Genomic DNA, 23,926 nt, shown 5'->3' with positions numbered 1-23,926 from the left:
GTAAAACGTTTTATCTTTCCGTTGCGCTTCATCCTACAGCTAACTTCAAGAACCAGGATTCATGTTATGACGGCGAAAACAGCAACCAAAATTACCTTATGGGAGTTTTTCCAGCAGTTAGGGAAAACCTTCATGTTACCCGTGGCGTTGCTCTCCTTTTGCGGGATCATGCTGGGGATCGGCAGCTCTCTGAGCAGCCATGACGTCCTGACGCTCCTGCCGTGGCTGGACGTGCCGCTGCTGCAGGCTGTATTCATCTGGATGGGCAAAGTCGGCTCTTTTGCCTTCAGCTTTCTGCCGGTGATGTTTTGTATCGCCATTCCGCTAGGCCTGGCTCGTGAAAACAAGGGCGTCGCCGCGTTTGCCGGTTTTGTCGGCTACGCCGTGATGAATCTGGCGGTTAACTTCTGGCTGACGGCCAAAGGCATTCTGCCGACCACCGATGCCGCCGTCCTCAAAGCGAATAACATTCAGAATATTATCGGTATTCAGTCTATCGATACCGGGATCCTTGGCGCGGTGATCGCCGGGATCATCGTCTGGATGCTGCATGAGCGTTTTCACAATATCCGCCTGCCCGACGCGCTGGCCTTTTTTGGCGGCACCCGCTTTGTTCCGATTATCACGACCGTGGTTCTCGGCCTGGTCGGCCTGGTGATCCCATTGATCTGGCCTGTTTTCGCCATGGGAATTAACGCCCTCGGCCACGTCATCAATAGCGCGGGAGATTTCGGACCGATGATCTTCGGCACCGGAGAGCGCCTGCTGCTGCCGTTCGGCCTGCACCATATTCTGGTGGCGCTGATCCGCTTTACCGAGGCGGGCGGCACCATGGACGTTTGCGGCCATAGCGTCAGCGGCGCGCTGACGATTTTCCAGGCCCAGCTCAGTTGCCCGACCACCCACGGCTTCTCCGAAAGCGCGACCCGCTTCCTCTCGCAAGGGAAAATGCCGGCATTTCTCGGCGGCCTACCGGGCGCGGCGCTGGCGATGTACCACTGCGCGCGTCCGGAAAACCGGCATAAAATTAAGGGACTGCTGATTTCCGGCGTTATCGCCTGCGTGGTGGGCGGTACCACAGAACCGCTGGAGTTTTTATTCCTGTTCGTCGCACCGGTGCTGTACGTTATCCACGCGCTGCTGACCGGGCTGGGCTTCACCATGATGGCTATCCTCGGCGTGACTATTGGCAACACCGACGGCAACGTTATCGACTTTGTGGTGTTCGGCATTCTGCACGGCCTGTCCACCAAGTGGTATCTGGTGCCGGTGGTCGCGGCTATCTGGTTCGCGGTTTACTATGGCATCTTCCGTTTCGCTATCACCCGTTTTAACCTGAAAACCCCGGGACGCGATATTGAAACTAATAGCGCTTTCGAAAAGGCCGTCACCGGCGTGACCGGAAAATCAGGCTATAACGTTCCGGCGATTCTGGCCGCGCTCGGCGGCGCTGAAAATATCGTTTCGCTCGATAACTGCATCACCCGCCTGCGTCTGTCGGTTAACGATATGAGCAAAGTCGACAGCGCCGCGCTGAAAGCGAATCGCGCCATCGGCGTGGTGCAGCTCAATCAGCATAACCTGCAGGTGGTGATTGGCCCGCAGGTGCAGTCGGTAAAAGATGAAATGGCTGTCCTGATGAATACCGTCGAGGCATAAACTCCGCCCCCTCCGTACGGGAGGGGGTTCATAATGAAGGAAGTGCAGATGTTTGATTTTTCAACGCCGGTCGACCGTCATGGCACTTGGTGTACTCAGTGGGATTACGTCGCCGATCGCTTTGGCGCAGCCGACCTGCTGCCGTTTACTATCTCCGATATGGATTTCGCCACCGCCCCCTGCATTCTTGATGCCGTCAGCAAACGTCTGGCGCACGGCGTTTTTGGCTATAGCCGCTGGAAAAACGAGGAGTTCCTCGGCGCGGTGAGCCACTGGTTCGCCAGCCGTTTTCATAGCTCAATCGATCGCGAAGCGCTGGTGTACGGCCCGTCGGTTATCTATATGGTCGCGGAGATGATTCGCCAGTGGTCGGCAACGGGAGACGGTATTGTGGTCCACGCTCCGGCCTATGACGCCTTTTATAAAACTATCGAAGGCAATCAGCGGCGCGTCGCCCCGGTCCCGCTCACCCTTGACAACGGCCAGTGGCGCTGCGATATGGCGCAGCTTGAACTGGTACTGGCCGAGCCGCGCAATACCGTTTTGCTGCTATGCAGTCCGCATAACCCCACCGGCAAGGTCTGGACCCGTGAAGAGCTGGAAACCATGGCGCGGCTGTGTAAAAAACACGGCGTGAAGGTGATCAGCGATGAGATCCATATGGACATGGTGTGGGACGGGCATCAGCACATCCCGTGGTGCGAGGTGGCGCGCAGCCCCTGGGCGCTCTTTACCTCCGGTTCGAAAAGCTTCAACATTCCGGCGTTTACCGGCGCATACGGGCTGATTGACGACGCGGCCGCGCGCGAAAGCTATCTGCACGCTCTGAAGAGCCGCGATGGCCTCTCTTCCCCTTCCGTGCCGGCGCTGGTGGCGCATATCGCCGCCTATCGCGAGGGGGCGGCCTGGCTGGATGCCCTACGCGGATATCTGCAGGACAATATGCGCTACATCGCCGGTGAGCTGAACCAGGCGTTTCCCGAGCTTAACTGGCAGCCGCCGCAGGCAACTTACCTGGCGTGGATTGATCTGCGGCCGCTGGGGGTTGACGATCGCGCCCTGCAAAAAGCGCTCATTGAGGAGCAAAAGGTCGCCATTATGCCAGGCGACACCTATGGCGAAGAGGGTAAGGGCTTTGTCCGCCTGAACGCCGGCTGTCCGCGCGAGAAGCTGGAAAAAGGCGTACGGGGGTTAATCGCCGCGTTGCGCCGACCGCCAACGCGCTAGCGGCCTGTCCGCTAGCTCAGAGGTCAATATCGCAGCCGGTTTTTCGCGGCTTAAAATTAAGCCGGAAATATCATCATCCCGCGCTATTTTACCGCGCCGCCGGCGTGCACGATCTATTTATCAAACGGCGGCGCAGCATCGCGGGATTATTTACCGCCGCTGCTCTCGCTGAATTTCCGTCTCCCCGCTCGCTCATCCGTCCTCCCGCATAATTAGCCGATATTTTGACGAGACTCAAAAAAAACCGTTTCACAAAGGTGTATTTAAATGCCGTTTTTAATTCCCGTCAAAGCTTTCATCAGGAGGATAAAATATGAACACCTACGATCGTAACCGTAACGCTATCTCTACCGGCAGCATGGTTATGGTGGCTGACAGCGGCGCGACGGGCGTCATCAAAGCCATCCACGCCGAGGGTAAAAAGGCGGAGCAGATCCGTCGCGCCGATTGCGTTGAAATAGACGGCCATCAGGAATTATATTGCCCATTGAATCTTATTCGCCTGGGCTTTAACTAATCGCCAAAACCGTCACCGAGATCTGACCGCGGATCGGCGGGCGTGAAAGGCCACCCAGGTGTGGCCTTTTGTATTTTCTTTATCGGTCAATTTGATCCCATCGAGCGTTTTCAGCTAATAAGCCGCGTATTATCGCTGCTCTTTAACCCGCTACGGGTAATATACCTTCTGAGTTCAGAGGCATCTTCATGACATGGCAACAGTTCAAACAGGCGTGGCTGATTAAATTTTGGTCGCCGGTACCTGCCGTTATCGCCGCGGGTATTCTCTCAACCTACTACTTCGGTATTACCGGCACTTTCTGGGCCGTCACCGGCGAATTCACCCGCTGGGGCGGGCAATTGCTGCAGCTCGCCGGCGTGCACAGCGAAGAGTGGGGCTACTATAAACTCATTCATCTTGAGGGCACCCCGCTCACCCGTATCGACGGCATGATGATCATCGGCATGTTCGGCGGCTGTTTCGCCGCCGCGCTGTGGGCGAATAACGTGAAGCTGCGCTTCCCCCGCAGCCGGATCCGCATTCTGCAGGCCGTCGCCGGGGGGATCATTGCCGGTTTCGGCGCGCGCCTGGCGATGGGCTGCAATCTGGCCGCGTTCTTTACCGGTATCCCGCAGTTTTCTCTTCACGCCTGGTTCTTCGCCATCGCTACCGCTATCGGCACCTGGTTCGGCGCGCGCTTTACCTTACTGCCCATCTTTCGTATTCCGGTAAAAATGCAGAAAGTATCGCAGGCGTCGCCGCTGACGCAAAAACCTGACCAGGCGCGGCGCCGGTTCCGTCTCGGGATGGTGGTCTTTTTCGCCATGATCGCCTGGGGCCTGCTCACCGCGGCGAACCAGCCGAAGCTCGGCCTGGCGCTGCTGTTTGGCGTAGGGTTTGGCCTGCTTATCGAACGGGCGCAGATCTGCTTTACCTCCGCCTTTCGCGATATGTGGATCACCGGGCGCACCAATATGGCGAAGGCGATTATCTTCGGTATGGCCGCCAGCGCTATTGGCATCTTCAGCTACGTGCAGCTGGGTATGGAGCCGAAAATCATGTGGGCGGGCCCTAATGCGGTTATCGGCGGCCTGCTGTTTGGCTTTGGCATCGTCCTGGCGGGCGGCTGCGAAACCGGCTGGATGTACCGCGCGGTGGAGGGTCAGGTGCATTACTGGTGGGTCGGGCTGGGCAACGTGATCGGTTCAACGATCCTCGCATACTACTGGGACGGGCTCTCCCCGGCGCTGGCCACAAGCTGGGATAAAATCAACCTGCTGGCGACCTTCGGACCCTTCGGCGGCCTGCTGGTGACCTATCTTCTACTGCTGATCGCGCTGATTCTGGTGATTGGCTGGGAAAAACGTTTTTTCCGCCGCCAATCTCGCGTCCCCTCGGCCGTTAAGGAAAGCGTATGAAAACTTTCGTTCCCGATTATCGCCTCGATATGGTTGGCGAACCCTGCCCCTATCCGGCCATCGCCACGCTGGAAGCCATGCCTTCGCTGAAGAAAGGCGAGATACTTGAAGTGGTCAGCGACTGTCCGCAGTCGATTAACAATATCCCGCTGGATGCCAAAAACCACGGCTACACCGTGCTCGACATCCAGCAGGACGGGCCAACCATCCGCTATTTGATTCAAAAGTAGCCAGGAAAAGCCGGTAGCGGGTCGCTACCGGCTGCAATAATCGTGACTGCACGCGGTCAGAGTTGGCCGAGTGTCTTTACCAGCCCTTCACCGCATCGCCTTTGTATAGCCGTTCAGCCGCCGCGGCGACCTCATCGCTCTGGTAGGCCTTCACCAGGTTTTTCACCTTTTCGCTGTCTTTGTTTTCGATACGACTGGCAAAGATATTAACGTAAGGCGAATCTTTGCTTTCCACAAACAGGCCGTTACGCGACGGCGACAGCCCAACCTGGCTGGAGAAAGTGGTATTGATGATCGCCATAGTTATCTGCTGGTCGTCCAGCGCGCGGGTCAGCTGCGGCGCTTCGATTTCGACGATTTTTAGCTTTTTCGGATTGTTGATAATATCCAGCGAAGTGGGCAGCAGACCCACGCCATCCTTGAGCGTAATCAGGCCCTGTTTTTGTAACAGCAGCAGAGAGCGTCCGAGGTTGGTCGGGTCGTTGGGGACCGCGACCTGCGCGCCATCGGGCAGCTGATCGATCGAAGTGATTTTCTTCGAATAGGCCGCTATCGGATAAACGAACGTGGTGCCAACCTGAACCAGCTTATAGCCGCGCTCCTGGATCTGTTTGTCCAGATAGGGCCTGTGCTGGAAAGCATTGGCATCAAGATCGCCGTTATTCAGCGCCTCGTTGGGCAGAACGAAATCATTAAACGTCACCACCTCTACGTCGAGGTTATATTTCTCTTTCGCCACTTTTTGCGCCACCGCCCATACTTCCTGATCGACGCCCGCGCTAATGCCCACCTTGATGTGGTTGGGGTCCTCGCCAGGTTTGCAGGCGGCCAGCAGTAGTGAACTTGCGACAACCAGCGGTACCGCGATTTTTTTTAACGTGAAAACCATATTCCCAGGGTCCTTTTTAAAATTGCCTGCCATTCATTGCAGGAAAACCAGCGCCTGAGACTATAGAAAATCTCACGGGCGAAATTAAATACTGATTGACTATGATTAATAGCGTTTTGCTATGAGCGATTTGGTCATTCCTCTTTTTGACAGGGTAATCTTCCCTCCTCTCACCGTTTTTCCCTGGATTGTTCGGTATTTTTCTCCCCTTTAAACCATTTATCGTTCTGATGTACAATGGCGCGCACTTTAACTAAAAAAAGAGTGCGACCATGATTGATTTAACTTTGCCATTAACCGACATTCATCGCCACCTCGATGGTAATATCCGGGCCCAAACTATTCTCGATCTTGGCCGCCAGTTTAATCTCGCACTTCCGGCAGACACCCTCGATACTTTACGTCCTCACGTGCAGGTCACCAGCAATGAGCCAGACCTCGTCAGCTTCCTCGCTAAGCTCGACTGGGGGGTAAAAGTGTTGGCCTCGCTGGAAGCCTGCCGCCGCGTCGCCTATGAAAACCTCGAAGATGCCGCGCGAAACGGCCTGCACTACGTCGAACTGCGTTTCTCTCCACGCTATATGGCGATGACCCACCAGTTGCCCGTTGCTGGCGTTGTCGAGGCAGTGATCGCCGGAGTGAAAGAAGGCAGCCGCGACTTTAACGTTGAAGCCCGCCTGATCGGCATCCTGAGCCGCACCTTCGGCGAGGCGGCCTGCGAGGAGGAGCTTGAGGCTCTGCTCGCCCACCGCGATGGCATCACCGCCCTCGACCTCGCCGGGGATGAGCTGGGCTTCCCGGGAAACCTGTTTATGGATCACTTCCGCCGCGCACGCGATGCCGGCTGGCGCATCACCGTCCATGCGGGCGAGGCCGCTGGCCCGGAAAGCATCTGGCAGGCGATTCGCGAACTGGGGGCCGAGCGTATCGGCCACGGCGTGAAGGCAGTGCAGGATCCGGCATTGATGGATTATCTCGCCGCGCAGCGAATCGGTATTGAGTCCTGCCTGACCTCCAATATTCAGACCAGTACCGTGCCATCCCTGGCCGAGCATCCGTTGAAAACGTTCCTCGAACACGGCGTGCTGGCCTGCATTAACACCGACGACCCCGCCGTTCAGGGCGTCGATATTATCCACGAATACACCTTCGCCGCCCCGGCTGCCGGTTTAAGCCGCGAGCAAATTCGCCAGGCGCAGAGAAATGGTCTGGAGCTCGCCTTTTTAAGCGCCCAGGAAAAAGCGGCGCTGATTCAGCGCGTGCAGCAGGCTTGATGTTTACCCCCGTGGCAACGCGGGGTTCTGCTAAGCCAGGGGCTGGCCGCCTCGTTTCGTCAAAGCGACCTAATTTAGAGACAGCGTCGCCCGATGTCTGGCCGACTCCAGCCCCAGCTCAATCAGTTCCATTATCTGAATCGCCTGGCTTGCCGGAACCGGATTAACGCCGACCCCGTTAAGCGCATCGCGAATGGCGGCATAATAGGCCGGATAGTTGCCCGGTAGCGTCAGCCACGACGCTTCGGTTATGTCCTCGCCTTCGGCCCGCGTCAGCAGCCCATCGCGCATATCGTATCCCCAGTCTTCCTGCGGCAGGCGCTCGCCGCTTTTCAGCCGTTCTTCCTGCGGATCAAGACCGTATTTCACATAGCTTCCGCGCGAACCGTGGATGATAAAGCGCGCCGTTTCCGCGGCGGCCACCAGCGTACCGTGCAGTACCACCCGGCGCTGCGGCCAGGTTAAGACCGCGTGAAAATAGTCGGTGGACTGCGAGCCAGGCCGTAATTGCGCCAGATCGACCTGCATGCTGACCGGAAGCCCGAAGAGGTTTACCACCTGGTCAAGCAGATGCGGGGCAAGATCGTACCAGATACCGCTGCCCGGCCCGCCCTGCTCGCGCCAGCGATGACGCACCTGCGGTCGATAGCGGTCGAAATGCGACTCAAAATAGACCACTTCTCCCAGCAACCCTTCATTAATCAGCGATTTCACCGTCAGAAAATCGCTGTCCCAGCGGCGGTTGTGAAACACCGAAAGCAATAGCCCCTCGCTTTTGGCAATGGCTTCAAGCTCGCGCGCCTGTGCCAGCGTCACGGTAAAAGGTTTATCCACTACCACATGCTTACCCGCTTCCAGCGCCGCTTTCGCCAACGGGAAATGGGTATCGTTTGGCGTGGGGATCACCACCAGATCGATATTGGGATCGCTAAAAAGCGCTTGCGGCGCAGCCACCACCTGCACCGCAGGCCAGTCGGCCAGCACTTTCTTTTCATCGCTGCTCGAGACCGCCGCCAGCGTCATCCCCGGCGTACCGCTGATGAGCGGCGCATGAAAGGTTTTGCTCGCATAGCCGTAACCGATTAATCCTACCCGGATAGCGTCGCTCATTTTTCTGCCCTCTTAACAAGAAGATGGTGGCCGCGTTGATGCCGCGGCTTGCTCACTCTTTTAACCCGCAACGGTGCTCAGCTTTACGCCATTTGCGCCGCTAAGATCATGTAACACTTGCGTTACTTGAGTCGTTGAGTACCATTTCAGTCTGGTTTCACAATTAGCAGTAGTGTTATGGAAAACGTTTTTAACCGTATTGTAGAACTTATTGGCTGGATTGTTTTGGGCGTTTCGGCCCTGCTTTTAGTTATCGCTCATCATATTGATAACTACCAGTCCCCGCCTTCCGTTGATGTTGTTCAGACGAAGCCGCTGTCGAAATAAACAGTGACCCGCTTCGCAACTATGCAACCGGTTTCTGAAACCGGTTGCATAGTTGCACACGCATTGATTACACTCTCTTTATCAATCGATAAGGAGTTTTTTCATGTCCGGATTTCCGCAACACTTTTTATGGGGCGCCGCTACCGCAGCCTGGCAGGTTGAAGGCGGACACGATGCCGACGGCAAAGGCCCTTCTATCTGGGATACTTATTCCCACCTTCCTGGCACCACGTATCAGGGGACGACCGGTGACGTCGCCGTTGACCACTACCATCGTTTTCGCGAAGACGTGGCGCTGATGGCGGAAATGGGTTTGCAAAGCTATCGCTTCTCTATTTCATGGCCCCGCCTGCTGCCCACCGGCCGCGGCGTGGTGAATGAGGCGGGTGTGCAATTCTACAGCGACCTGATTGACGAACTGCTGGCGCATAACATTGAGCCGATGATTACCCTGTACCACTGGGATCTTCCCCAGGCGCTTCAGGATGAAGGCGGCTGGGAGGCGCGCAGCACGGCGCAAGCCTTCGCTGAGTACGCGCGTCTTTGCTATCAACGTTTTGGCTCTCGCGTCAAACTGTGGGCCACCTTTAACGAGACGATCGTTTTTATTGGCCACGGTTATATTAACGGCATCCATCCCCCTGCGGTGCGGGACCTGGCTCGGGCCATTCAGGCCTGCCACCATGTCTTTATCGCCCATGCGCTGGCGGTCAAAGCGTTTCGTGAAATGGCCGTCGCGGGGGAGATAGGATTTGTCAACGTGCTGCAGCCGCACACTGCCCTAACCGACAGTGAGGAAGATAAGCGGGCGACAGAGATGGCGGACGCCATTCATACCCACTGGCTCTACGATCCGGTATTAAAAGGCGGCTATCCCGCAGATCTACTGCAGCAGACCCAGGCGCTGTGGGGGGTTCCGGTCTTTGAACCGGGAGACGACGCGCTACTGCGTGACAACCGCTGTGACTTTATCGGCCTGAACTACTACCGTCGTGAAACCGTGTCGGCACAGCCTCCTGAAGTCGCGACCGGCGGCGAGCCGGGAGTTGACGGGCTCTTCTACTTCGTGCGCAACCCGCAAAGCACCTATACCGAATGGGGCTGGGAAATTTGGCCTCAGGGCTTAACCGACGGGATCATGATGATTAAAGCGCGCTACGGTGATATTCCGATCTATATCACCGAAAACGGGCTAGGAGCGGTAGACCCCATTATCGATGGCGAAATCGTCGACGACCCGCGGATTGACTACCTCAGCAGCCATATCACGGCGCTGGAAAAAGCGCTGGAACTTGGCGCCGACGTGCGCGGCTACTACCCCTGGTCCTTTATTGACCTGCTGAGCTGGCTGAACGGTTATAAAAAACAGTACGGGTTCGTTTATGTCGATCACCAGCAAAATCTGGCGCGTAAACGGAAAAAGAGCTTTTTCTGGTACCAAAACGTTATTGCCAGCCGAGGCGAACAGCGTTAATCTTCTCTCCCAGGCGCCTTCCGGCGCCTGATTTAGTTCTGGAATACTCCTAAATTTATTTTTACCAGGCCGGAAACATCGTCTGTTCTTGTCACAGGTATTTACAACCGAAATAATTCCATACAGTTTATCTTAAAAAGGAACTGCCGGTTGAGAACAGGTTTACTCGATATGGGTATATTCAACTTAATTTATTCCGATTATAAAATGGATACGCAAATGACCGTTCAGGACTACTTATTAAAATTTCGTAAAATCAGTTCGCTGGAAAGTCTGGAAAAACTTTTTGATCATCTTAACTATTCCCTGACCGATAACGAAGAGATCGTCAACATGTATCGCGCGGCCGACCATCGCCGGGCGGAGCTGGTTTCTGGCGGCAAATTGTTCAACATCGGCGAAGTGCCCAAGTCCGTGTGGCGCTACGTGCAATAAAGACTGTCATCATTCACGCCAGTTGCTTATACTTCCGCCCTGCTTTTATTTATAACTGGCGTTGAATTTGGGAGTAATAATGTCCTCTGACTCTGTGGAACGTATTGGCGGATGGCTTTTGGCGCCGCTGGCATGGCTCCTGGTAGCCCTGCTTAGCGCCTCATTGTCGCTGCTTTTTTTTGCTAAGGCTCTGATCTCTTCCCAGACTTATACATTGCTGGGCAATATGAGTGCCGAACATCTCGCTCTGTGGATTGCTTCCTTAGCTTTTGCCATCGCCATGTGGTACTACACGCTGTGGTTGACCATCGCCTTTTTTAAGCGGCGGAAAGGGGTGCCGAAACACTACATCATCTGGCTGCTGATCACGCTGCTGCTGGCGGTAAAAGCCTTTGCCTTTTCCCCGATTTCTGACGCGCTCGCGCTGCGCCAGCTGCTTTTCCCCCTTCTCGCCGCTGCGCTGCTTGCACCCTATTTCAGGCGTTCTGCTCGGGTTAAACGGACCTTTGTGAATCCGTAATAACCACACAGTTAACCTGTTGTCGCCGGTATCGATTTATTCGATAATAGACGGCTTTTTCTATTTCAGGTCGAATGATGGCTGATTATTTACTGCTCTTTGTTGGCACTGTTCTTGTTAACAACTTCGTGCTGGTGAAGTTTCTTGGACTGTGCCCGTTTATGGGGGTTTCCAAAAAGCTGGAAGCCGCTATGGGAATGGGGCTCGCCACCACCTTTGTGATGACGCTGGCCTCTATTTGCGCCTGGCTAATTGATACCTGGATCCTTATCCCGCTGGATCTGGTCTATTTGCGCACGCTGGCCTTTATCCTGGTCATCGCCGTGGTGGTGCAGTTTACCGAGATGGTCGTGCGTAAAACCAGCCCGGCGCTGTATCGCCTGCTGGGGATCTTCCTGCCGCTGATCACCACCAACTGCGCGGTGCTCGGCGTGGCGCTGCTAAATATAAACCTTGGGCATAATTTCCTGCAATCAGCACTGTACGGTTTTGCCGCCGCGGTCGGTTTTTCGCTGGTGATGGTGCTTTTCGCATCTATTCGCGAGCGCCTGGTAGTCGCGGATGTGCCGGCGCCGTTTCGTGGTAACGCCATTGCGCTGGTCACCGCAGGTTTAATGTCTCTTGCCTTTATGGGCTTTAGCGGTTTGGTGAAGTTGTAATGAACGCTGTCTGGATAGCCGTGGTCGCCATTAGCCTACTGGGGCTAATTTTCGGCTTAATTCTGGGATACGCCTCCCGCCGTTTTGCGGTGGAAGATGACCCGGTGGTGGAAAAAATTGATGCCCTGCTTCCGCAGAGCCAGTGCGGCCAGTGCGGCTACCCCGGCTGTCGCCCCTACGCGGAAGCAGTGGGGACCCAGGGTGAGAAAATCAACTGCTGCGCCCCCGGCGGCGAAGCGGTAATGCTTAAAATCGCCGAGCTGTTGAACGTCGATCCGCAGCCGGTAGACGGCGACGCGCAAGAAGCCGAACCTGTACGCATGCTGGCGACGATAGACGAAGCGAACTGCATCGGCTGCACAAAATGCATCCAGGCCTGCCCGGTCGACGCCATCGTCGGCGCCACTCGCGCCATGCATACGGTGATGAGCGATCTCTGTACCGGCTGTAATCTTTGCGTCGCGCCTTGTCCAACGCAATGTATTGAACTGCACCCGGTAGCAGCGACGACAGAAACCTGGAAATGGGATCTTCAGACCATCCCGGTACGCATTATTCCCGTGGAACAACATGTTTAAGTTATTTTCCGCTTTTCGCAAAGATAAAGTCTGGGACTTCAACGGCGGCATCCATCCGCCAGAGATGAAAACCCAGTCCAACGGTACCCCGCTGCGTCAGGTGTCGCTGCCGCAGCGTTTCGTCATCCCGCTAAAACAGCATATCGGCACGGAAGGTGAACTGTGCGTGCAGCCGGGCGATCGCGTCCTGCGCGGCCAGGCGTTGACCCGCGGTTGGGGCAGAATGCTGCCGGTGCACGCCCCAACGTCCGGGATCGTGGCGGCCATCGCCCCCCACTCTACCGCCCACCCTTCCGCGCTGGCGGAAATGAGCGTCATTATTGATGCCGATGGCGAAGACCGCTGGATTGAGCGCGATGGCTGGAACGATTATCAGAATAAATCCCGCGAAGCGCTGATTGAACGTATTCACCAGTTTGGCGTGGCCGGACTGGGCGGCGCGGGTTTCCCGACCGGCGCCAAGCTGCGCGGCGGCGGCGATAAAATCGACACACTCATTATCAACGCCGCCGAGTGCGAGCCCTATATCACCGCCGATGACCGTCTAATGCAGGATTGCGCGGCGCAAATCGTTGAGGGTATTCGTATCCTTGCCCATATTCTGCAGCCTGGTCAGGTACTGATCGGCATCGAGGATAATAAACCGCAGGCGATTTCGATGCTGCGCGCGGTATTAGCCGATACGCACGGAATGTCGCTGCGGGTGATCCCAACCAAATATCCCTCCGGCGGCGCGAAACAGCTCACGCAAATCCTCACCGGCAAGCAGGTGCCCCACGGCGGACGATCCTCTGATATCGGCGTGTTGATGCAAAACGTCGGCACCGCCTACGCGGTGAAACGGGCGGTAATTGACGGCGAGCCGCTGACGGAGCGCGTCGTTACCCTAACCGGCGAAGCGGTCTCGCGTCCGGGCAACGTCTGGGCGCGTCTCGGCACCCCGGTCAGCCATTTGCTAAAGGATGCCGGTTTCTGCCCGAGCGCTGACCCGATGGTGATTATGGGCGGCCCGCTGATGGGCTTCACCCTGCCGTGGCTCGACGTGCCGGTAGTGAAAATTACCAACTGCCTGCTGGCGCCGTCGGCGAGCGAACTGGGCGAGCCGGAAGAGGAAAAAGGCTGCATCCGCTGCAGCGCCTGCGCGGACGCCTGCCCTGCCGATCTTCTGCCGCAGCAGCTTTATTGGTTCAGCAAAGGCCAGCAGCACGACAAAGCCACTAGCCATAATCTCGCAGATTGCATTGAGTGCGGCGCCTGCGCCTGGGTTTGCCCAAGCAATATTCCGCTGGTGCAGTACTTCCGCCAGGAGAAGGCCGAGATCTCCGCGATCGCGCAAGAAGAGAAACGCGCCGCAGAGGCCAAAGTTCGCTTTGAGGCACGTCAGGCTCGCCTTGAGCGCGATAAAGCGGCGCGTCTGGAACGTCATAAGCAGGCCGCGGTCCAGCCTGCGGCGAAGGATCAGGACGCAATTAACGCCGCCCTTGCCCGGGTGCGTGAAAAACAGCGTGACGCGGCGCAGTCGATTATCGTGCTCTCCGGCGCCAAACCGGATAACAGCGAAGCCATCGCCGCCCGCGAAGCCCGCAAGGCCGAGGCCCGGGCGCGTAAAGCTGAACAGCAGACGGCTCCGACGGTAGATGCCGCCGCCGAACAACCGACGGCCGCCGATCCGCGCAAAGCCGCCGTCGAGGCCGCTATCGCCCGAGCGAAAGCGCGCAAAGCCGAACAGCAGACGTCTCCGGCGGTAGATGCCGCCGCCGAACAACCGACGCCCGCCGATCCGCGCAAAGCCGCCGTCGAGGCCGCTATCGCCCGAGCAAAAGCGCGCAAAGCCGAACAGCAGACGGCTCCGGCGGTAGATGCCGCCGCCGAACAACCGACGGCCGCCGATCCGCGCAAAGCCGCCGTCGAGGCCGCTATCGCCCGTGCGAAAGCGCGCAAAGCCGAACAGCAGGCGGCTCCGGCGGTAGATGCCGCCGCCGAACAACCGGCAGCCGCCGATCCGCGCAAAGCCGCCGTCGAGGCCGCTATCGCCCGAGCGAAAGCGCGCAAAGCCGAACAGCAGCAACAAGCAGTTCCCCCGTCGGCAGCCAATGACGACGCCCGCAAAGCGGCAGTCGCTGAAGCAATCGCCCGCGTTCAGGCCCGGAAAGCATCCCGGCAGGCAGTTAACGAGGATTAAATGGTTTTCAGAATCGCAAGTTCCCCTTATACCCACAATCAGCGCCAGACTTCGCGGATTATGCTGCTGGTGCTGCTCGCCGCGATACCCGGCATCGCGGTGCAGACCTGGTTTTTCGGCTGGGGTACCGTGTTGCAGATTATCCTTGCCGCCCTTACGGCGTGGGGAGCCGAAGCGGCCATCCTTAAACTGCGCAAACAAAATATTCCCGCGATCCTCGCCGATAACTCCGCGCTGCTGACCGGCCTGCTGCTGGCCATCAGTATCCCGCCTTTCGCCCCGTGGTGGATGGTCGTGCTGGGGACCGCGTTCGCGGTCATCATCGCCAAGCAGCTGTACGGCGGCCTCGGCCACAACCCTTTTAACCCGGCTATGATCGGCTATGTCGTACTGCTCATCTCCTTCCCGGTCCAGATGACCTCCTGGCTTCCGCCGCATGAGATAGCCGCCCATGTTCCAGGTTTTAGCGACGCGCTGTGGATGATTTTCACCGGCCATACGGCGACTGGTGGGGATATGAACAGCCTGCGAACAGGCATTGACGGTATCAGTCAGGCCACGCCGCTGGATACCTTTAAAACGTCGCTTCACGCCGGCCATCCGGTTGGCGAGATCCTCCAGTATCCGATCTACGGCGGCGAGCTCGCCGGTCTCGGCTGGCAGTGGGTTAACGTGGCCTGGCTCGCGGGCGGTCTGTTCCTGCTGTGGCAGAAGGCTATCCGCTGGCATATTCCGCTGAGCTTCCTGCTGAGCCTCGCCTTTTGCGCCACCCTGGGATGGCTGTTCTCCCCAGGAAGCCTCGCCTCGCCGCAGATACATCTGCTTTCCGGCGCAACCATGCTCGGCGCCTTCTTTATCCTGACGGATCCGGTGACCGCCTCTACCACCAATCGCGGACGCCTGATCTTTGGCGCGCTGGCGGGAGTACTGGTATGGTTGATTCGCAGCTTTGGCGGCTACCCGGATGGCGTGGCCTTTGCCGTCCTGCTGGCCAATATCACCGTTCCGTTGATCGATTACTACACGCGCCCGCGCGCGTACGGCCACCGCTGAGGACCCGAACATGTTACAAAGCATGCGCAAACACGGTATCACGCTGGCACTCTTCGCCGCAGGTTCTACCGGGCTGACGGCAGCGATTAACGAGCTGACCAAAAGTACCATTGAAGACCAGGCCGCCCAGCAGCAAAAAGCCCTATTCGACCAGGTGATGCCAGCCGCTCTCTACAATAACGATTTGCTGAAAAGCTGTTATCAGGTTAGCGCGCCGGAGCTGGGCAAGGGCCAGCATAAGGTATGGATCGCGCAGGACGGCGAGAAGCCGGTTGCTGCGGTGATGGAAGCCACCGCGCCGGACGGCTATTCCGGCGCCATTCAGCTGCTGGTAGCCGCCGATTTTAGAGGCACCGTGCTGGGTACCCGCGTCACCGAACACCATGAAACACCGGGCCTGGGCGACAAAATCGAGCTCCGAATTTCCGACTGGATCACCTTCTTTGCTGGTAAAACGATCCATGGGCAAGACGACAGCCACTGGGCCGTGAAAAAAGACGGCGGCGATTTCGACCAGTTCACCGGGGCCACTATTACCCCTCGCGCGGTGGTCAACGCCGTCAGGCGCGCGGGCCTGTACGCCCAAACGCTGCCCGCGCAGATTTCCGCATTCACTCCCTGTGGAGACTAGACCATGAGCGAAGTTAAAGACGTTATTGTTCAGGGGTTGTGGAAAAACAACTCCGCGCTTGTTCAACTGCTGGGGATGTGTCCCCTGCTCGCCGTGACTTCTACCGCCACCAACGCTCTCGGCCTTGGGCTGGCGACGACGCTGGTTTTGACCCTGACGAACCTGACCATTTCCAGCCTGCGTCGCTGGACGCCGGCGGAAATCCGTATCCCTATTTACGTGATGATCATCGCTTCGGTAGTGAGCGTCGTGCAGATGCTGATTAACGCCTACGCGTTCGGCCTTTATCAGTCTCTGGGGATTTTTATCCCGCTGATCGTCACCAACTGTATCGTGGTTGGCCGCGCGGAAGCCTTTGCCGCGAAAAAAGGCCCGGCGCTCTCGGCGCTGGACGGATTCTCCATCGGGATGGGGGCGACATGCGCAATGTTTGTGCTCGGTTCAATGCGCGAAATTCTCGGCAACGGCACCCTGTTTGACGGTGCCGATAGCCTGCTCGGCGGCTGGGCTAAAGTTCTGCGCATTGAAGTATTCCATACCGATACGCCGTTCCTGCTGGCGATGCTGCCGCCGGGCGCATTTATTGGCCTCGGCATGATGTTGGCGGTAAAATACCTCATCGATGAACGTAGCAAACAGCGCAAAACCAAAGCGGCGCAAGCCGATCTCATTGCGCCGTCTGATGTGACGGGAAAAGCATAGGATGAATAAGAGTAAACGCCTGGAGATCCTCATCAGGCTCAGGGATAACGACCCGCACCCCACCACGGAGCTGCATTTTAACTCGCCGTTTGAACTGTTGATCGCCGTCCTGCTCTCAGCGCAGGCCACCGACGTCAGCGTCAACAAAGCTACGGCAAAACTCTATCCGGTCGCCAATACGCCAGCGGCCATGCTGGCGCTGGGCGTTGAGGGAGTGAAGACGTATATCAAAACCATCGGCCTGTTTAACAGTAAAGCCGAAAACGTTATCAAGACCTGCCGGATCCTGCTTGAACAACACAATGGCGAAGTGCCGGAAGATCGGGCGGCCCTTGAGGCGCTTCCCGGTGTGGGACGCAAAACGGCAAACGTGGTGCTGAATACCGCCTTCGGCTGGCCGACAATCGCCGTCGATACGCATATCTTCCGCGTTTGTAATCGGACACAATTTGCGCCCGGTAAAAACGTGGAACAGGTGGAAGAAAAGCTGTTAAAGGTGGTTCCGGCGGAATTTAAAGTCGACTGCCACCACTGGTTAATCCTGCACGGTCGTTATACGTGTATTGCCCGCAAACCCCGCTGCGGCTCCTGCCTGATAGAAGATCTTTGCGAGTATAAAGAGAAGGTCTATTCCTGACGACGCGCAGAGTCATTGTCCTACCGGAGAGATGACTCTGCCTCCCCCCGGCTTTATCGACATTCACGCCATGGTTTCGCCCCGGTTGCGGGCGATTATACGGCTATATAATCATCAGCCAGGTTATTCATTTTTTTTAGAGTCAAAATTTCTATACATTTGCGATCGGGATCACTTGGTCATTTTGTTGTTGAATAATTGTTAACTCAATTGTACCCAAACCTGCTGATTCAAATACCCTCAACTTAAATAACAACACAATAACCCATCAATTTTTAGGATTATGGGCTATATCACTGGATGCAAGCGCAGTCAGCAGAACATATCGCCTTTATACGAAAAATTTTCCACTATGGCAGATAAAAACGCTTCCATTCACTAAACCTTGATATTTAACTCTGAATAACATTTGAGTATGCGGTGTATTATTCCGCACAAAATATGTGTAACAGATTATTGCAAAGCTATTGCCTGAAGGGGCAGGATAGTGAACATTACCTGCCGTTTTCCCTCCAGAATAACTATAAAGGCGGCGGTCTGAGAAGATTGCGCCCCGAGCACCCCCCGTTAATATGGGATGTAAAAAAAGAGGTATTTGTGTCGACTGCAAACAATAAACCAACCGAAAGCGTCAGCTTGAATGCTTTCAAACAACCACGATCGTTCTATCTCATCTTCTCGATTGAGCTATGGGAGCGTTTTGGTTTCTACGGCCTGCAAGGGATCATGGCCGTTTACCTGGTTAAACAACTGGGTATGTCAGAAGCGGATTCTATCACCCTGTTCTCCTCCTTTAGCGCCCTGGTCTACGGCCTGGTGGCGATTGGCGGCTGGCTGGGCGACAAGGTGCTGGGCACCAAGCGCGTCATTATGCTCGGTGCCATTGTTCTGGCCATCGGCTATGGCCTGGTAGCGTGGTCCGGGCACGATGCGGGCATCGTCTATATAGGTATGGCGACCATTGCCGTCGGTAACGGCCTGTTTAAGGCTAACCCCTCTTCTCTGCTCTCAACCTGCTATGAAAAGAACGACCCGCGTCTGGACGGTGCATTTACCATGTACTACATGTCCATCAACATCGGTTCCTTCTTCTCTATGCTGGCCACGCCGTGGCTGGCGGCAAAGTTCGGCTGGAGCGTCGCTTTCGCCCTGAGCTTTGTCGGCCTGGTAATCACCATTGTCAACTTCACTTTCTGCCAGCGCTGGGTTAAACAGTACGGCTCGAAGCCTGACTTCGCCCCGCTGCAGGTAGGCAAGCTGCTGGCGACAATCGTTGGCGTGGTTGTTCTCATCGCAATTGCAACCTGGCTGCTGCACAACCAGGGTATTGCACGTATGGCGCTGGGCGTGGTTGCGCTGGGTATTATCGTTATTTTCGCTAAAGAAGCCTTCGCAATGCAGGGCGCCGCGCGGCGCAAAATGATCGTCGCGTTCATCCTGATGCTGCAGGCGATTATCTTCTTTGTTCTGTACAGCCAGATGCCGACCTCCCTTAACTTCTTTGCGATTCGCAACGTTGAACACTCTCTGCTGGGCATCGCTTTCGAGCCTGAGCAGTACCAGGCGCTGAACCCATTCTGGATCATTATCGGTAGCCCGATTCTGGCCGCTATCTACAACAAAATGGGCGATACCCTGCCGATGCCGATGAAGTTTGCTATTGGTATGGTCCTCTGTTCCGGCGCCTTCCTCGTACTGCCGCTGGGCGCTAAGTTTGCCACCGACGCAGGTATCGTGAACGTCAGTTGGCTGGTTATGAGCTACGGCCTGCAAAGTATCGGTGAACTGATGATCTCCGGCCTGGGTCTGGCGATGGTTGCGCAGTTGGTTCCTCAGCGTCTGATGGGCTTCATCATGGGCAGCTGGTTCCTGACTACCGCTGGCGCCAACCTGATCGGCGGCTACGTCGCCAACATGATGGCGGTGCCGGATAACGTAACTGACCCGCTGATGTCGCTGGAAGTTTACGGTCGCGTATTCCTGCACATCGGTGTCGCCACCGGCATTATCGCCATCCTGATGCTGCTGACGGCGCCGAAGCTGAACCGCATGACCCAGGACGATGATAAAACGGCAAAAGCCAGCGATACCGCTACGGCCTAAGCTCACCGGGAAAACCCAAAACTTTAAACCGCTAACGCGCTGTTAGCGGTTTTTTTTTGCCCCTGGGCGGACTAACATACAGAAAACCGCAGCCACGAGGAGTTACCGATGAAACTGTTCTACAAATCCGGCGCTTGTTCTCTTGCTTCGCATATCGCGCTACGCGAGAGCGGCCTGGACTTCACCCTGCAGGGCGTTGACGTAATGAAAAAACGTCTCGAAAACGGGGATGATTATCTGCTGGTAAACCCGAAAGGTCAGGTGCCGGCGCTGCTGCTGGACGATGATATTTTGCTGACGGAAGGCGTGGCCATTATGCAATATATCGCCGATCGCGTGCCGGACCGCCAGCTGTTGGCACCGGTGGGAAGCATCGCCCGCTATCAAACGCTGGAGTGGCTAAACTACGTGGCGACGGAACTGCATAAAGGCTTTACCCCGCTGTTTCGCCCCGATACGCCGGAAGACTACAAACCTGTCGCCCGCGCGCTGCTGGATAAAAAAATGCAGTACGTGAATGAATGTCTGGAAGATAAAGAGTGGATTAACGGGCATCGTTTCACTATCGCCGATGGCTACCTGTTCACCGTGCTGCGCTGGGCGTACGCCGTGAAGCTGGATATGGCAGGCTATAGCAATATTGCAGTCTGGATGAAGCGCGTTGCCGCGCGTCCCGCTGTTGCCGCCGCCCTTGAGGCTGAAGGGCTGAAGTAACGCTGATGCTTGCCCGACGCCGGTCGGGCAAGTGGTTTACACGCGCCTTAAAGCTGCGTGGCGCTGAAGTAGTGCTCCGGCTGGGCAATGCGATCCTGAGCCGCCACGACCTGTAGCTCATACTCCTGCATATTTTTTGTCGCCAGCATGATTTCATACACCGCGGCGGTGACGTGCTCCAGCGCATCACGCAAACTCGCGCCCTGCAGCAGCTTAACCAACAGCAGCCCGCTGGTGACATCGCCGACGCCCACCGGCTGGCGCATGCCGAAATCCACCAGCGGACGGCTGATGTGCCAGGCTTCTTGACTGGTGACCAGCAGCATTTCAAAACGATCCATACTGAGCCCGGCGCGTGAGAGATGCTTCACCAGCACCACTTCCGGCCCCTGAGCAATCAACTCGCGCGCGGCTAAAACCGCTTCTTTAACGTTTGCCACCGGGTGCCCGCAGAGGATCTCCAGCTCAACCAGGTTTGGCGCAATAATATCGCTCGCCGGCAGCGCATAGCGCACGTGAAACTCCGCGACGCCAGGCGCCACGATGCAGCCCTTTTCAGGGTGGCCCATCACCGGGTCACAGAAAAATTTCGCGGCCGGGTTGGCGCTTTTCACCTGGCGCACGATGCCAAGAATATGTTCGCCCTGCTCCGCCGAACCCAGATATCCGCTTAATACCGCGTCGCAGCGCTGCAGCTGGTTAATGTCAGCAATCCCCTGAACAATCTCCGTTAAATGCGCCGGCGGCATGACGCAGCCGGTCCACTTTCCGTATTGGGTATGGTTGGAGAATTGTACGGTGTTAAGCGGCCAGACGTTGGCGCCAAGCCGGCGCATCGGAAATTCAGCGGCGCTGTTGCCCGCATGGCCAAACACAACGTGGGACTGGATGGCGAGGATATTCTTCATCTTGATTACCTGAGAGCAAAAAATAAGGGGCGCGGTTTCCCACGCCCCTGCCTTTACGCAATTACTTCCAGCAGACCAGACAGTAATTTTTCTTACCGCGGCGCAGTAAGGTATAGCGCCCGAAGAGACGGTCGGCATCGACAAATACGTATTCCGGGTCGGACTGTTTTTCGCCGTTAATGGTCACCGCGTTGGAGGCAATGGTTTTACGCGCCTGGCCGCGGGACGGCTGCAGGTCAGAATCCACCAGCGCCTGCATCAGATCGGCTCCCTTTTCCATTTCGATCATCGGCACGCCATCCTGCGCCAGCTGCTCAAAATCGGCTTCGCTCAGATCGCTCAGGTTACCGTTGAACAGGCTCTCGGTAATGCGTTTTGCCGCCACCAGTCCTTCTTCGCCGTGCACCAGACGGGTCACCTGCTCAGCCAGCACATACTGGGCGCGCGGTGCTTTACCGCTGTTTTTGTCTTCCTCTTCCAGGGCATTGATTTCGGTCATGTCCATAAAGGTGAAGAACTTCAGGAAGCGATAAACATCGGCATCCGCGGTGTTGATCCAGAACTGGTAGAACTTGTACGGACTCGTTTTCTTCGGATCCAGCCACACCGCGCCGCCTTCGGTTTTACCGAATTTCGTGCCGTCGGCTTTGGTGATCAGCGGAACGGTCAGGCCAAAGACCTGGTTCTGATGCAGACGACGGGTCAAGTCGATACCGGAGGTAATGTTGCCCCATTGGTCTGAACCGCCGATTTGTAGCGCCACGCCGTGCAGCTTGTTCAGGCAGGCAAAGTCGTACCCCTGCAGCAGGTTGTAGGAGAACTCGGTAAAAGAGATGCCCTGGTCGTCGCGGTTGAGACGCTGCTTCACCGCTTCTTTGTTGATCATCTGGTTTACAGAGAAGTGCTTGCCGATATCACGCAGAAAGGTCAGCACATTCATGCCGCCAAACCAGTCGTAGTTATTCGCGGCAATGGCCGAGTTATCCCCGCAATCAAAGTCGAGGAAAGGCGCGACCTGTTTGCGGATTTTATCCACCCACTCCTGCACGGTATCTTCAGTGTTCAGTTTACGCTCAGCGGCTTTAAAGCTCGGGTCGCCAATCAGCCCCGTCGCGCCGCCCACCAGCGCAACCGGCTTGTGGCCAGCCTGCTGGAAGCGTTTCAGGCATAACAATGGAACAAGATGCCCCAAGTGCAAGCTGTCGGCGGTAGGGTCGAAGCCGCAATAGAGCGCGATCGGGCCTTGCGCCAGTCGCTCTGCTAACGCTTCCTCGTCCGTCACCTGGGCTACCAGCCCCCGCTCCTGCAATTGTTTAATCAAGTTACTGCTTGCCATCAAATTCTCCATCTATAAACGACTGCACCTCTGCCGGTACACGACTTTTCGCCAGACGCGAAAAAAACATCTACGCAAAATTATTCAAGCTGCATCGCGGCGGCAAGCATGTAAAAGCCCAGGGAACTTACTCAGGTAAGCGACAGAGCCAGACAGGCGCGGCTAACAAAGATGCAGCTTGAAAAATGAAGCGTATAGAATAAAGCGCCGGGCCACGATGCACCAGCGCTTAACACAACATTTTTGCGTCCTTTATGGCGCCAGTCGGTCGATTTGCCAGCCGCCGTTTTGCCGCTGGTAGAGAAAACGATCGTGCAGACGGTGCTCGCCGCCCTGCCAGAACTCCATCTGCTCGATGCTGACGCGGAATCCGCCCCAGAAACTCGGCAGCGGAACTTCGCCCTGCTGGAACTTTTGCTTAAGCTCAAGGAACTTACTCTCAAGGATGCCGCGCGCCGAGATACGGCTGGACTGCTGCGACACCCAGGCGCCAATCTGGCTATCGCGCGGACGGCTGTGGAAATATTTCACCACTTCCAGCGTTGAAAGGCGTTCCGCTTTACCGATAACCATCACCTGGCGCTCCAGCATATGCCATGGGAAAAGCAGGCTAATGCGGGGATTTTTTTCAATCTGGTGGGCTTTGCGGCTGCCAAGGTTGGTGTAAAACACCAGACCTTTTTCATCGTAGTGCTTAAGCAAAACGATACGCTGGTAAGGCTGGGCGTTTTCATCAACGGTGGCGACGACCATCGCCGTTGGATCAGCGAGCTTCGCATCGCAGGCCTGACGCAGCCAGCGTTCAAATAGCGCCAGAGGTTCGGCTGGAAGGTCGTGGCGACGCAGGCCACCACGGGTGTACTCACGGCGCAGGTGCGCGATTTGCTGCAATTCGTCGTTATCAGACATGGCAATTGAGAAAATAATCAAAGGGTAGCGTCATTGTGCGCCCCCATGACCGAAATCTCAACGTTTGGCGGTTTGCAGCTGACAGTTTTCCAGCACAATGCGATCGCGTTTATAGACCGTGGCGCTATCGCCCTTCGACCAGAAGACGTAAACGCCGTCGGTATACCGCGCTCCGGACGCGGATAGCCCCTGCTGCAAGTTGAGCTGCTGGTTATCGTAGATAAAGCTGACCTGCTGGCGAGTATGATTAAGATGGACGGTTAACGGCTTCTGGTCGCACTGGTACTCCAGCGTGTCCGTATTCATCCGCTCGACAAACTGGTTGTAGTAGCTACAGCCCGCGAGCATAAAAGGTACCGCAAGAATAAGTATTTTTTTCATTAATTTGCCTTCGACTTTCCCGGTCCGGGAAGGCATAACGCCCTCCCTCAACGCTGTTCAGTTTACGAAGA

25 protein-coding genes are annotated in these 23,926 nt (G+C 56.4%); 19 read left to right on the top strand and 6 right to left on the bottom strand.

Annotation, left to right across the window (positions count from 1 at the left end; genetic code table 11):
* Positions 1-66 precede the first annotated feature (66 nt).
* From malX to yedF, 5 genes are all read left to right on the top strand, one after another.
* Positions 67-1,659 (top strand): maltose/glucose-specific PTS transporter subunit IIBC, encoded by a 1,593-nt coding sequence (gene malX, locus EGY08_RS28335; RefSeq protein ID WP_004119586.1) that lies wholly within the window; start codon positions 67-69, stop codon positions 1,657-1,659.
* A gap of 48 nt (positions 1,660-1,707) precedes the next feature.
* Positions 1,708-2,886, top strand: a complete 1,179-nt coding sequence (locus EGY08_RS28330) for a MalY/PatB family protein (protein WP_032741816.1) — start codon at positions 1,708-1,710, stop codon at positions 2,884-2,886.
* Positions 2,887-3,199: 313 nt separating this feature from the next.
* Complete coding sequence (gene ydfZ / locus EGY08_RS28325) at positions 3,200-3,403, top strand: putative selenium delivery protein YdfZ (RefSeq protein WP_123829252.1); 204 nt, start codon at positions 3,200-3,202, stop codon at positions 3,401-3,403.
* A 188-nt stretch (positions 3,404-3,591) separates the two neighbouring features.
* The gene (gene yedE / locus EGY08_RS28320) at positions 3,592-4,803 is read left to right on the top strand and encodes a selenium metabolism membrane protein YedE/FdhT (protein ID WP_123829251.1); all 1,212 of its coding nucleotides are present in this window, start codon (positions 3,592-3,594) and stop codon (positions 4,801-4,803) included.
* Complete coding sequence (yedF, locus tag EGY08_RS28315) at positions 4,800-5,033, top strand: sulfurtransferase-like selenium metabolism protein YedF (RefSeq protein ID WP_004134369.1); 234 nt, start codon at positions 4,800-4,802, stop codon at positions 5,031-5,033. The genes yedE and yedF overlap by 4 nt, the downstream gene beginning before the upstream one ends.
* Before the next feature lie 76 nt (positions 5,034-5,109).
* Here the strand turns inward: yedF and metQ are convergent, their stop codons facing one another.
* On the bottom strand, positions 5,110-5,922 hold the full coding sequence (gene metQ, locus EGY08_RS28310; protein ID WP_004119573.1) for a methionine ABC transporter substrate-binding lipoprotein MetQ: 813 nt from the start codon (positions 5,920-5,922) through the stop codon (positions 5,110-5,112).
* A 272-nt stretch (positions 5,923-6,194) separates the two neighbouring features.
* Here metQ and add point away from each other — a divergent pair, with 272 nt between their 5' ends.
* Positions 6,195-7,196 (top strand): adenosine deaminase, encoded by a 1,002-nt coding sequence (add, locus tag EGY08_RS28305; RefSeq protein WP_004119571.1) that lies wholly within the window; start codon positions 6,195-6,197, stop codon positions 7,194-7,196.
* Between the two features lie 69 nt (positions 7,197-7,265).
* On the opposite strand, the gene EGY08_RS28300 is transcribed toward add, so the two are convergent.
* Positions 7,266-8,306, bottom strand: a complete 1,041-nt coding sequence (locus EGY08_RS28300; RefSeq protein ID WP_123829250.1) for an oxidoreductase — start codon at positions 8,304-8,306, stop codon at positions 7,266-7,268.
* A gap of 177 nt (positions 8,307-8,483) precedes the next feature.
* On the opposite strand from EGY08_RS28300, the gene blr reads away from it, so the two are divergent.
* From blr to gstA, 13 genes are all read left to right on the top strand, one after another.
* Positions 8,484-8,633: a division septum protein Blr gene (gene blr / locus EGY08_RS28295; RefSeq protein WP_004119556.1), complete on the top strand. Its 150-nt coding sequence runs from the start codon at positions 8,484-8,486 to the stop codon at positions 8,631-8,633.
* 103 nt (positions 8,634-8,736) lie between these two features.
* Complete coding sequence (locus tag EGY08_RS28290; RefSeq protein WP_123829249.1) at positions 8,737-10,107, top strand: GH1 family beta-glucosidase; 1,371 nt, start codon at positions 8,737-8,739, stop codon at positions 10,105-10,107.
* Positions 10,108-10,326: 219 nt separating this feature from the next.
* Positions 10,327-10,542, top strand: coding sequence for a transcription modulator YdgT (gene ydgT / locus EGY08_RS28285; RefSeq protein ID WP_004134363.1), 216 nt, complete (start codon positions 10,327-10,329; stop codon positions 10,540-10,542).
* 79 nt (positions 10,543-10,621) lie between these two features.
* Positions 10,622-11,062 carry a DUF2569 domain-containing protein gene (locus tag EGY08_RS28280; protein ID WP_004119552.1) on the top strand — a complete coding sequence of 147 codons (441 nt, stop codon included), beginning with the start codon at positions 10,622-10,624 and terminating at the stop codon, positions 11,060-11,062.
* Positions 11,063-11,139: 77 nt separating this feature from the next.
* Entirely contained in the window at positions 11,140-11,721 is a 582-nt protein-coding gene (gene rsxA, locus EGY08_RS28275) for an electron transport complex subunit RsxA (RefSeq protein ID WP_004102633.1), read from the top strand.
* Positions 11,721-12,299: an electron transport complex subunit RsxB gene (gene rsxB, locus EGY08_RS28270; protein WP_004119550.1), complete on the top strand. Its 579-nt coding sequence runs from the start codon at positions 11,721-11,723 to the stop codon at positions 12,297-12,299. Before rsxA ends, rsxB begins: the two co-directional genes overlap by 1 nt.
* A complete protein-coding gene (gene rsxC / locus EGY08_RS28265; RefSeq protein ID WP_123829248.1) occupies positions 12,292-14,481 on the top strand; it encodes an electron transport complex subunit RsxC in 2,190 nt (729 codons plus the stop codon). Before rsxB ends, rsxC begins: the two co-directional genes overlap by 8 nt.
* Positions 14,482-15,534, top strand: a complete 1,053-nt coding sequence (gene rsxD, locus EGY08_RS28260) for an electron transport complex subunit RsxD (RefSeq protein WP_123829247.1) — start codon at positions 14,482-14,484, stop codon at positions 15,532-15,534. It abuts the gene before it with no gap.
* 10 nt (positions 15,535-15,544) lie between these two features.
* The gene (gene rsxG, locus EGY08_RS28255) at positions 15,545-16,165 is read left to right on the top strand and encodes an electron transport complex subunit RsxG (protein WP_004119539.1); all 621 of its coding nucleotides are present in this window, start codon (positions 15,545-15,547) and stop codon (positions 16,163-16,165) included.
* 3 nt (positions 16,166-16,168) lie between these two features.
* Positions 16,169-16,867 (top strand): electron transport complex subunit E, encoded by a 699-nt coding sequence (locus tag EGY08_RS28250; protein ID WP_004119536.1) that lies wholly within the window; start codon positions 16,169-16,171, stop codon positions 16,865-16,867.
* Between the two features lies 1 nt (position 16,868).
* Positions 16,869-17,504, top strand: a complete 636-nt coding sequence (gene nth, locus EGY08_RS28245; RefSeq protein WP_123829246.1) for an endonuclease III — start codon at positions 16,869-16,871, stop codon at positions 17,502-17,504.
* Positions 17,505-18,101: 597 nt separating this feature from the next.
* A complete protein-coding gene (gene dtpA, locus EGY08_RS28240) occupies positions 18,102-19,607 on the top strand; it encodes a dipeptide/tripeptide permease DtpA (RefSeq protein ID WP_049114134.1) in 1,506 nt (501 codons plus the stop codon).
* Between the two features lie 108 nt (positions 19,608-19,715).
* Positions 19,716-20,321 carry a glutathione transferase GstA gene (gene gstA, locus EGY08_RS28235; protein WP_049114135.1) on the top strand — a complete coding sequence of 202 codons (606 nt, stop codon included), beginning with the start codon at positions 19,716-19,718 and terminating at the stop codon, positions 20,319-20,321.
* Positions 20,322-20,368: 47 nt separating this feature from the next.
* Here gstA and pdxY read toward each other — a convergent pair whose 3' ends face one another.
* The 4 genes from pdxY to mliC all read right to left on the bottom strand — a co-directional run bounded on the left by pdxY (position 20,369) and on the right by mliC (position 23,855).
* Positions 20,369-21,229, bottom strand: a complete 861-nt coding sequence (gene pdxY / locus EGY08_RS28230) for a pyridoxal kinase PdxY (RefSeq protein WP_049114137.1) — start codon at positions 21,227-21,229, stop codon at positions 20,369-20,371.
* A 61-nt stretch (positions 21,230-21,290) separates the two neighbouring features.
* The gene (tyrS, locus tag EGY08_RS28225) at positions 21,291-22,565 is read right to left on the bottom strand and encodes a tyrosine--tRNA ligase (RefSeq protein ID WP_004119522.1); all 1,275 of its coding nucleotides are present in this window, start codon (positions 22,563-22,565) and stop codon (positions 21,291-21,293) included.
* A 252-nt stretch (positions 22,566-22,817) separates the two neighbouring features.
* Positions 22,818-23,474, bottom strand: a complete 657-nt coding sequence (gene pdxH, locus EGY08_RS28220) for a pyridoxamine 5'-phosphate oxidase (protein ID WP_004119519.1) — start codon at positions 23,472-23,474, stop codon at positions 22,818-22,820.
* A gap of 57 nt (positions 23,475-23,531) precedes the next feature.
* The gene (mliC, locus tag EGY08_RS28215; protein ID WP_014229593.1) at positions 23,532-23,855 is read right to left on the bottom strand and encodes a C-type lysozyme inhibitor; all 324 of its coding nucleotides are present in this window, start codon (positions 23,853-23,855) and stop codon (positions 23,532-23,534) included.
* Positions 23,856-23,926: the final 71 nt, after the last annotated feature.

The sequence above is a fragment of the Klebsiella sp. FDAARGOS_511 genome (assembly GCF_003812845.1).
Lineage (GTDB): Bacteria > Pseudomonadota > Gammaproteobacteria > Enterobacterales > Enterobacteriaceae > Klebsiella > Klebsiella grimontii.
The sequence above is the reverse complement of the archived record's forward strand: the minus strand, read 5'-3'. Positions and strand labels throughout refer to the sequence as shown.